Raw genomic sequence first — 9575 nt, 5'->3', positions numbered from 1 at the left:
TGAACGGAAAACCTACGACCACACTGATTGTTTTTTGTGGGCCCTGTAGGACTTGAACCTACGACCCGCAGATTATGAGTCTGCTGCTCTAACCAACTGAGCTAAGGGCCCTTTAAATTTTTATTTTACAGCCAAAATATACTACTTATAGGCATAAAAAACAAGAATTTCTTTTTTTTTAAAAAGGTTGGAGAATAGGGAATAATTTGTTATATTGAAGCGAGTAATTTCACTCCTAATTTCTCAGATTTACTCATTTCAATAGTTTAATTTTCAACTTAATTATTAAAGGTAAGTTATGGGTAAAAGTAAAATATCGTTGCGACAATGTATTCATTGCAGTCTAACTACAAAGATGGTAATGGTTGGTGAAATGGCAGGTGTTACAGATAAGATCTGGTACCGCTGCCCTCGATGTCATCACTTGTCGTTATTGAGTCCGATTATCGAGAGTGGGACTGATAGCACAGTAAACGGAGAAAAAATACAAAAAAATTACAATCCGGAAATTACTTACACACTTGGTGAAAGAATTTTTCACGACGCACTAAATGACTTCGGAAAAGTAATTAAAAAAGAAACAACATCCGACGGTAGCCATGCAATAATTGTAAAGTTTGAGAATGCCGGCGAGCGCAGATTAATAGAAAACTATAAATTAGAAAACGTATTCGAAAATGAAATTTCAGAAACAAACATCCAACATCGAGAGGAGGTGAATTGATTGATCGGCATCAATATTCAAGATCACGAGAATATCGACAAAGCTCTTAGAAGATTTAAGAAAAAATATGAACGATCAGGCGTACTGAAAGAATTTAAGAAAAGGACTTTCTTTACGAAACCTTCTGTCAAGAAACGAATGGCAAGAATAAAAGCAGTTCGCAGAGCTTACAGAACACGAATGGAAGAAACATCCATGTAATCGAAAACCCTACCTCAATCATGCAGGTAGGGTTTTTTTTTAAGGGGTCGCCTATTTTAAAACCTTTTCAATTACTCTTAAAAAATTTCCACCTAAAATTTTTCGAATATCATTTTCCGAGTATCCGCGTTTTACTAACTCTTTCGTAATCTCAGGATAATGCGATACATCGTCTAATCCTTTCGGTGTTACTCCGATGCCATCGAAATCTGATCCAAGCCCTACATAATCAACTCCGACAAGTTTTACAACATAATCCAGATGATCGACTAAATCGCTTATGGTTGGTAGGATCTTGGCATATTCTTCTTTTAGCATTCTGCCAATCATTTCTTCACGTGATAAAACAGAACCTTTCCACGATTTTTTTAAAGAGTTTATTTTTTTATCGTGTCGCTTGCGCATCGCTTCTACTTTTTTACCAAATCCTTTATCTAAAAAATACGGGGCAAAGTTTACAGCCACTAACCCGCCTGTGTTGGCAATTGCTTTAATTTGGTCGTCCTTCAGATTTCGCCAGTGCTGAAAAATATTCCAGACGGATGAATGAGAAGCGATGATCGGATTTTTTGAAGTTTCAATAATATCCCAAAAAGTTTTCTCGCCGGCGTGCGAAACATCGATTATAATTCCAAGTTCATCCATCCGTTGAATAAAATTTTTACCAAGATCAGTTAAACCCTTATACTTCAATTTTTTGGAAGTGTTCGTTTCATCCTCGGCAGAAGTTGCCCAACTCGTACTGTTGTTCCACGTAGGCATAATAGAACGAACTCCCTTGGAATAAAAATAATCGAGATTCCGAATTGAATCGCCGAGTGGATGAGCTCCTTCCATACTTATTAGAAGCGCTATTTTCCCTTCTTTACGTATCTTTTCAAGATCAGAGGCAGCCAGTGTAACTTGTATGGATGCGGGATACTTTTTAGCAAAATCTATAAGAGCTTCGATTTGACTGTTTGCCTGATTGAAATAAGATTTCGATTTAGCAGCCGGAGGAACCCACACCGAGAAAAACGAAGCATCAACACCGCCCGATTTTAAACGCGGTATATCGATGTGTCCTTTTGTAGTTTCCAATCCCAAATCTTCTCCCGCTAACAACCGGTGAACGGCGTCGTTATGTCCATCGAAGACGTAGGCATCGTGGTGGATTTTTTTATAATCCAGATATGTTTGAAAAGCAGTGAGAGATAAGAGCATCAAAGTTATTAATCCGATTTTAAAAAAATTAATAAGCATAAGTAAAATTGAGTTTGATAAAAAAATAAAAGGAGGCTTGAGTTATATCAAGCCCCCTTTAATCATTACCTATGTAATACTTACATAGTCGGCGAGTCGCCGCCTGGTGTGTCGGTAGTCTTCAATTCTTGAACTTCTTTACGGATTTCTTGTGCTTTCCGTTTTATTTCGTTCATAGCTTTTCGGACGCGTGTTCCGGCAGATTTGTTTCCTTTGTCGTAGAATTTTACAAAATCTTTTTCGAAACTTGCAACCAGGTCTCGTAGTTCATTATATCGGCTCATTAAAACCTCCTTATGGTTTGTTATTGTTAAGTATGAATTATTTAAATTATTTGAATTAGTGAATTAATTACTTCTTGTGTTGCTTTTTACTTTTGGAACGTTTTTCGTTCTTTTTGTACTCCTGATAAAGTTTATTTATTAATTTTTCTCTTTGATGATATAGTTTTTTTAAAGGGCGTGATTTTGATTTAGTAAGAACATACGATGTAATTATCGGAAGTGCAATCGTCGAATCGTTATAAACCACAACCGTGTCGGGAAGTTGGTTCGGGTCGACCTTTCCCCAGCTTACCGCTTCCGATGGTGTTGCGCCCGACAAACCGCCTGTATCGGGACGCGCATCGGTTATCTGTAAAAAGTAGTCGTGTCCTTTTTCATCTATCTTTAAAACTTCTTGCAACTGCGGTTCTGTTTGAAGCATAAAGTTTTTTGGTGAACCGCCACCCAAAATAAAAACACCACTCTTACCGCCACCTCGTTTGGCATTCAATACTATCGCTGCTGTTTCGTTCACATCTTTGAAAACATCTAACTTGAAATTAGTTTTTCCTAACTTAATAGCTGCAATGTTCATCCCGATTGAACTATCGCCTGGCGAAGGAGTATAAACCGGAACGCCATACAAATATGCTGCAGCCAATATGCTGTGATTTTTAATTCCTAATAATTTTTCGCGTTCGTAAACAAACTTCCCAATTAAGTAGTGCAATTCGGAAGTTCCCATTTCTTTATCGAATTCCGGAAATTTAAAAATCTCTCTGAAAAATTCATCCGTCGAAAGTAAAACGTTATAATCAAACAAAACATCATATATCCGGACAACACCCTCTTCTCTCAAAATCCGATCATCGATAAACGGTGTGCCCCGGTGCATACTCAAGCCAAGTGCAAAATGTGCATCGTGATATAAATTTGCCCCTGTCGAAACTAACCAATCAACAAATCCGGCTTTCATTAAAGGGACGATGCAAGTTCCCCCCAAACCGGCAGGAGTCAGGGCACCTGTTAAACTCATTCCGATAGTAACATCTTTTTTTAACATCTTTTGAGTAAGCAAATGGCAAGCTTCACGCAAACGAGCAGCATTGTATGCCTGAAAATATTTATCTACTAAGGTTGTAATTGTAACATCACCCTGTATCGGTTTTTGAATGATTTGTTTTCCTCTTAGATATTGTGTTTTAGCTGTCTTCACTTATATAATAGTTTAGAATGAATTAATTAACCTTATATTCGATGTAAATATTATAAATTTTGAAGAATTACGCAAGTAAAATCTTTCAATTTTAAAAGATTTTAAGGATTATTTTTGAAAACTATCGAATACAAGCTGTTTTGGGGTATTTTAAAATCTATATTTTTTAGCTTTTTTAGTAGATTTACTCAATTTTTATGAAACAGAGTGGAATATCAGAAAAAATTAGTGTGATTAAGATATATCGTGTAACTATCCGCAAAGCACACTACCGCCGTTTACATTTAGAATTTCGCCAACGATATTATTGGATAATTCGGAAGCGAGAAAAATAATGGAACCTGCAATTTCTTCAGGTGTTGCAATTTTCGCACGGGGAATTGTTTGACTAACAACTCCTTTATAAGTTGTATTTTTGAATACGGAGGCAGTCATATCCGTTACAACCCAGCCGGGTGCAACGCAATTCACCCAGATACCGCTGCGTATTAATTCGACGCCTAATGATTTTGTGAATGCGATTACCCCACCTTTCGATGCCGCATAATGAGAGTGATGCGCCTCTCCCCTCTGACCCGCAGTACTGGCTATGTTTATTATCCTACCGTATTTATTTTTTTTCATTACAGGCACAACTGCTTTGCACATATTGAATGTACCTTTGAGGTTCACATTAATTGTTTCGTTCCAAGTTTCTTCTTCAAGGTATTCAACCGAGCCTTCTGTCCAAACGCCGGCATTGTTCACCAGTATATCTACCCTGCCAAGTTTCTTCACGATAATATCCACCATTAATTGAGCATCGTTAAAAACAGCAACATTGCCTTTAACAGCAATTGCCTTTCTTCCTGATTTTTTAATTTTTGCAACCACCGAATCGGCTGATTTTTTATCGTGCAAATAAGTGATAGCTACGTTAGCGCCTGCTTTGGCAAACATAATTGCAGCAGCAGCGCCAATGCCTCGCGAGCCGCCTGTTACGAGTGCAACTTGGCTTTTTAAACTTATCATAATCTTATTTATTCCTTTCTTGATACTTTTCTGCCAAATTTCTGTCCGTTGGCTAAATGACGGAACACAGGTGGATTCGATATTCATTGTTATAGGCCAGTAGAAATGTCAGGTTAAAATGTCCAATAGAAATGTCAGGTACAAGGTAATAAAATTAAGTTACGAGTTCAAGTTTTATAGATGATTTAAAATGTTTAGCTGAGAGTCCCCGTTTAAGTTTTCTCCAAGGATGATTAGGAGAAGGTTTACGAGTAATCTGCACACGTTGTTTTGGTTTAGGTTTATTGTTGAAGATTTCATATCTGAGTTCGTTGTTATTCCAGAGAATATGCAGAGAGTTATCTAAGTATAGTCGCACAATAATTTTTGATTTAGGTGGTGGTAAAGGAGAATCCGATTTAAGTAGCTGAATGTACTGAGAGTTGAGCATGATGGTATAGTCGTTATAAACAGTTCTTTTAGTTTCAAAGCAGAAGATTGCGTCAAGATCAATACCATCGGAAGAGCGATGAATGTTTTGTAAAGAGTCGGAATTAGAAAAAAGTTTGTTATGATGAGCATTATATTCTTCGAGAAGATAGTTATTAGCATCCTGAATAGTTGAGATGTTTTTTAATCTTAATGATTTAATCAGACGGTCTTGATGAGTTCTGTTACCTCGTTCGACTCGTCCTTTAGCTTGAGGAGAATGGGCATAAATTGGTTCGATATTTAAAGTTTTTAGAGCCCTTTCGTATTGAGTAAGGTGTTCAGCTTCATTATAGTAAATTGTGTGGAAGTCGGTGTAGATTTGAGCAGGAATGCCAAAAAAACCGATATATTTCTTCCAAAAGGAGAGAACATTTTTGGTGTCTTCTGATTCAGCAAACTGTAGAAAGATTTGTCCTGAAGCATCGTCGACAGCACAGAGTAAACAACAAGCAGGGCCTCGACCTTCGAACCAGTCATGATGACTACCGTCAAATTGAATAAGAGAACCTATAGCTTCGTGTCGGGGTCGTTTCTTACGGTGCGGACGTTTCTTTCGCATTGCTAGTAATAATCCCTTTACACGCAACCATCTGGTAAGAGTCTGACGTGAAACGATAATATCGTGGTCGAACTCTAATTTTTCAGAAAAGAATGTTGGGCCGAAATCTGAATATTTTTCTTTATAAAGTTTTAATACTTGGTCGTACATAGTTTTAGGTAATCGGTTATTTGATTGTCTACCACGCGATCAGTGAACAATTCCGACATCACCCTCGGTTGAGTAACGTTTAAGTATGCGGTACATGTGCCGTTCACTTAAACGTAGACTTTCTGCTGCATTCGATATTGTTAATTCACCGGACTTAATCCGGGTAAGAGTTTTTAATTTTTCGATTTCTTTTTGGCTCATAGTCAGGTTTATTTGCATTCCGAGATTCCTTGTTATTTATGGGAATCTCAAATTTAATAGTTTTCCCGTTATTTTCGGGATGTACCCTGACATTTCTACTGAGCGTTATACCTGACATTTTCGCTGGGCGATTACATTGATTCGATATTCATTGAAAATAATATTGAATACTGTATTATCTTAACAACGTGAAATAATCTTTAGAACATAAAATGTACTTAATATCCAGTCAAAATATATGGAATAGCGGCGATTTAAACAATATTTCTAAGAAGTCCCCTACATTGGTGTACAATAAAAAACCCTGTCCCTACTAACCATCGCTGGCAAATCGGGACAGGGTCAAGTAAATATATTAATAAACTATTTCAGCAAAGTGAATTTCTTAACTTCCTCGTTATTTCCATTTTGTAATCTATAGAAATACAAACCGCTTGATAGTGTGGAAGCATCGAAATTTACGATGTACATTTTACCTTCTTCGGCATTTTCATTAAACAATGTCGTTACTTCTTGTCCTAACATGTTGAATACCTTTAATGTTGTATAACCTCCATCCGAAATACTAAAACTGATCGTCGTAGCAGGATTAAACGGATTAGGATAGTTTTGATTTAATTTAAATACAGCAAGAACAGTTTCACCTTCTCTCACATTGTTAGGATTGAGCTTTAGCGGTCCATAGTAATTAATTAGACCATCGTTATCAATTTGTTCGAGGCGATATTCGACAGAAACATTAAAACTTTCATCAAAAAATATATATGTCTTAGGTTCAAGTGTTGTGCCATTGCCCTCAACAAATCCTATATTTTCGTATATCATGGCATCTCTGTTATAGCGTTGTACATTAAAGCCATAGTTATTGATTTCACTTAAAGTTGTCCATTCCAATTTTATACCGCTTCCGTCCATAAAACTGCCCACGAAAGATCCAAGTTGAATTGGCATCGCGACTTCGGCGTCGGCAATAAGGTAGTTACCTAATAAATTTGTTTCATTGAGAGGCAACAATGGTTCAGCGAAATATTCAACAGCAATAAGCGTCCCCTGATTTACCCACGGTCCGCTATTTTTGTATTGCCACACATTTGCATTCGTTGGAATAAAAGTACTACCCAATTCACTTGTTAAATAATCAAAGCGTGGTCTTGCTTCACCAGTTCCAACAATGTTCGAAATTGTATAATACCTCTTAACACCTTTTGAGGCATTATAATTTGTTAATGTATCAGGAGAAGTTGTGTTAGCAAATGCTTGAATTGTAATTGACGTGATTCCGGCAGTAGTAATATCAATGTAATTGTTAGCAGAAAATAATAATTTTACCCCGGTACCGGAAAGATTATTACGCATTAATGCACCAACAACATTCATTCTTCCGGTCGCGTAAGTAATAGTTCCATCCATTGTTACATCGCCATTAACACTAATTGTCCCAGAACCGACAGATATTGTACCGTCATTAATAAGATTACCTTGAATTGAAGCAGCATAATCGGTAGCAGTAAAAGTCCCTGATATAATTGATAAATGCCCGCCGTGTCCGTTATTGGAATTTATATTTAAATTTCCAGATAAATATATCGAACCACCTGCTAAAGTTAAAGCACCACAAAATCCTGATGCTGAGTTCATATTTACAGGATTAAATGAGGTAAGAGGTATGACTACCGAATCACTAGATACTGGAACTCCGGTCGGATTCCAATTCGCGTCACGATTCCATTGTGATTTCTGTCCGCCACTCCCCTGACCACCAACCCAGGTTTTTACGCCGGCTGTTGAAATATTAATAATCAACAGAAGACATAAAATTATTATTATCATTTTTTCCATATGTTTCTCCTTCATTTATATTTGTAATTTTTTTTGTAAATTTTACATATTTCATACCACTTTTTGAATTCATTGATTATTTAATAATATTGAGCATATTTCAAAGAATAAATTTGTGTTAGATGACTACACATCGGAAAAATTTACTTTTTACCATAAAATATTTTCAAAATCGGTAATAATTACTTATAAAATTGATATTAATGAGCTGCTAAAATTATTCTTGATTAGAAATCAAGAATGACTCATTTGCAAACCTTCCATTATTTTTCTATCTTGCAAAAGCAAAATTTTCATTCACATAACACCCAATAATAATGACTGAAAAAGAAAATATTGACCTATCGAAATTAAAGATAAAACGAGAGGAAGAACCCAGAACCATAGACGGTTCGCGTAAACGCAGAGGCATTTTCTTTTACATCGCCGGCGCATTAGTTTTGATGATTCCCGCTTTCTTCTTCCTAAAAAGTTTGTTCACAACAACTGAAGTAGTGGCACTGACAACCGTCAGTTATATCTCACCGAATCAAGCGAACGCATTGCTAACTGCAAGCGGTTATGTTGTTGCACAACGGAAAGCATCCATCGCATCGAAAGCAACCGGCAGGCTTGTATATTTAGGTTATGAGGAAGGCGACCGCGTTAAAAAAGGAGATATTATCGCACGCATCGAAAGCGACGATGTAGAAGCAGCATTAAATCAAGCAAAAGCGAGTTTAGAAGTTTCAAAAGCCGACCGAAACGATGCTGAACAATCGCTTGTGCGGGCAAGAAAATTATTTGAAACTGGATCGATTTCCCAATCTGAACTCGATGCCGCACAGTCACGCTACGACCGTGTAATCGCAACTATATCGGCAGCAAATGCAACAATAAATGCAGCCGAAGTTCAATTAGAGAATACAATAATCCGTGCGCCGTTCGACGGAACGATTTTAACGAAGAATGCAGATGTGGGCGAAGTAGTTGCTCCGTTTGCAGCGGGTGCAAGCTCGCGCGTTGCTGTTGTAACAATCGCAGACATGACGTCGCTCGAGGTTGAAGCGGATGTTTCCGAATCTAATATCGTACGTATTTCGGAAAATCAACCCTGCGAGATTTCTCTCGATGCGTATCCCGATAAACGTTATCGAGGTGTAGTAAACAAGATTGTTCCGACTGCCGACAGGGCTAAAGCAACCGTGCTGACAAAGATTCGATTTTTAGAAAAGGATAATCGTGTGCTGCCGGAGATGAGCGCAAAAGTAAATTTCCTACAGAATACCCCAACTGATAGTATAGATGTTCAGCCAATCCTTGCAGTCGATGCTGATGCAATTATGAAACTGAAAGATGAAAATATAGCTTTCGTTTTTAAAGAAAATATAGTTTGGGCAACGCCGGTTACTGTTGGCAAAAGTTTCGGCAGATTTGTTGAGATTAAATCCGGACTTTCATCGGGCGATAAAGTCGTTCTGAAACCTTCGCAAAATCTGCGTACGGGTTCGTCAGTGAAATTAAAATAGTTATTGGTTATTAGTTAAAAGTTATAGTTTTTTAGTTAAAAAGTTTTAGTTTTTAGTTGGCAGTGCTTTTCAATTAAACTATTAAACTATAACCAGTAACAAAGGAACAAAAACAATAAACCCATAACTAATAACTAAGGCTCATCGTGGAAGTGAGTGGGTAAAAATGATAGATAGAAACAGCGTAACA

The 9575-nt window shown here is 37.1% G+C and carries 9 protein-coding genes, 1 tRNA gene and 1 pseudogene; 3 read left to right on the top strand and 8 right to left on the bottom strand.

Annotation, left to right across the window (positions count from 1 at the left end):
• Positions 1 to 37: 37 nt before the first annotated feature.
• Positions 38 to 111, bottom strand: a tRNA-Ile gene (locus tag QME58_13050).
• A 187-nt stretch (positions 112 to 298) separates the two neighbouring features.
• Here QME58_13050 and QME58_13045 point away from each other — a divergent pair.
• Both QME58_13045 and rpsU read left to right on the top strand, forming a co-directional pair.
• Complete coding sequence (locus QME58_13045) at positions 299 to 724, top strand: hypothetical protein (GenBank protein MDI6804745.1); 426 nt, start codon at positions 299 to 301, stop codon at positions 722 to 724.
• Positions 725 to 925 (top strand): 30S ribosomal protein S21, encoded by a 201-nt coding sequence (rpsU, locus tag QME58_13040; GenBank protein ID MDI6804744.1) that lies wholly within the window; start codon positions 725 to 727, stop codon positions 923 to 925.
• Between the two features lie 51 nt (positions 926 to 976).
• On the opposite strand, the gene QME58_13035 is transcribed toward rpsU, so the two are convergent.
• The 7 genes and pseudogenes from QME58_13035 to QME58_13005 form a co-directional block, all read right to left on the bottom strand.
• Positions 977 to 2128 (bottom strand): dipeptidase, encoded by a 1152-nt coding sequence (locus tag QME58_13035; protein ID MDI6804743.1) that lies wholly within the window; start codon positions 2126 to 2128, stop codon positions 977 to 979.
• Between the two features lie 119 nt (positions 2129 to 2247).
• Complete coding sequence (locus tag QME58_13030; GenBank protein ID MDI6804742.1) at positions 2248 to 2451, bottom strand: histone H1; 204 nt, start codon at positions 2449 to 2451, stop codon at positions 2248 to 2250.
• A gap of 67 nt (positions 2452 to 2518) precedes the next feature.
• The gene (speY, locus tag QME58_13025; GenBank protein MDI6804741.1) at positions 2519 to 3646 is read right to left on the bottom strand and encodes a deoxyhypusine synthase; all 1128 of its coding nucleotides are present in this window, start codon (positions 3644 to 3646) and stop codon (positions 2519 to 2521) included.
• Positions 3647 to 3898: 252 nt separating this feature from the next.
• Complete coding sequence (gene fabG / locus QME58_13020) at positions 3899 to 4657, bottom strand: 3-oxoacyl-ACP reductase FabG (protein MDI6804740.1); 759 nt, start codon at positions 4655 to 4657, stop codon at positions 3899 to 3901.
• Between the two features lie 154 nt (positions 4658 to 4811).
• Positions 4812 to 5861, bottom strand: a pseudogene (locus tag QME58_13015) (ISNCY family transposase).
• A 15-nt stretch (positions 5862 to 5876) separates the two neighbouring features.
• Positions 5877 to 6056 carry a helix-turn-helix domain-containing protein gene (locus tag QME58_13010; protein ID MDI6804739.1) on the bottom strand — a complete coding sequence of 60 codons (180 nt, stop codon included), beginning with the start codon at positions 6054 to 6056 and terminating at the stop codon, positions 5877 to 5879.
• 345 nt (positions 6057 to 6401) lie between these two features.
• Positions 6402 to 7877 carry a T9SS type A sorting domain-containing protein gene (locus tag QME58_13005; GenBank protein MDI6804738.1) on the bottom strand — a complete coding sequence of 492 codons (1476 nt, stop codon included), beginning with the start codon at positions 7875 to 7877 and terminating at the stop codon, positions 6402 to 6404.
• Between the two features lie 317 nt (positions 7878 to 8194).
• Between QME58_13005 and QME58_13000 the strand changes: the two genes are divergently transcribed.
• Entirely contained in the window at positions 8195 to 9385 is a 1191-nt protein-coding gene (locus QME58_13000; GenBank protein ID MDI6804737.1) for an efflux RND transporter periplasmic adaptor subunit, read from the top strand.
• Positions 9386 to 9575: the final 190 nt, after the last annotated feature.

It is taken from the genome of Bacteroidota bacterium, from assembly GCA_030017895.1.
Lineage (GTDB): Bacteria > Bacteroidota > Ignavibacteria > UBA10030 > BY39 > JASEGV01.
This window is presented reverse-complemented; position numbering and strand designations above follow the sequence as displayed.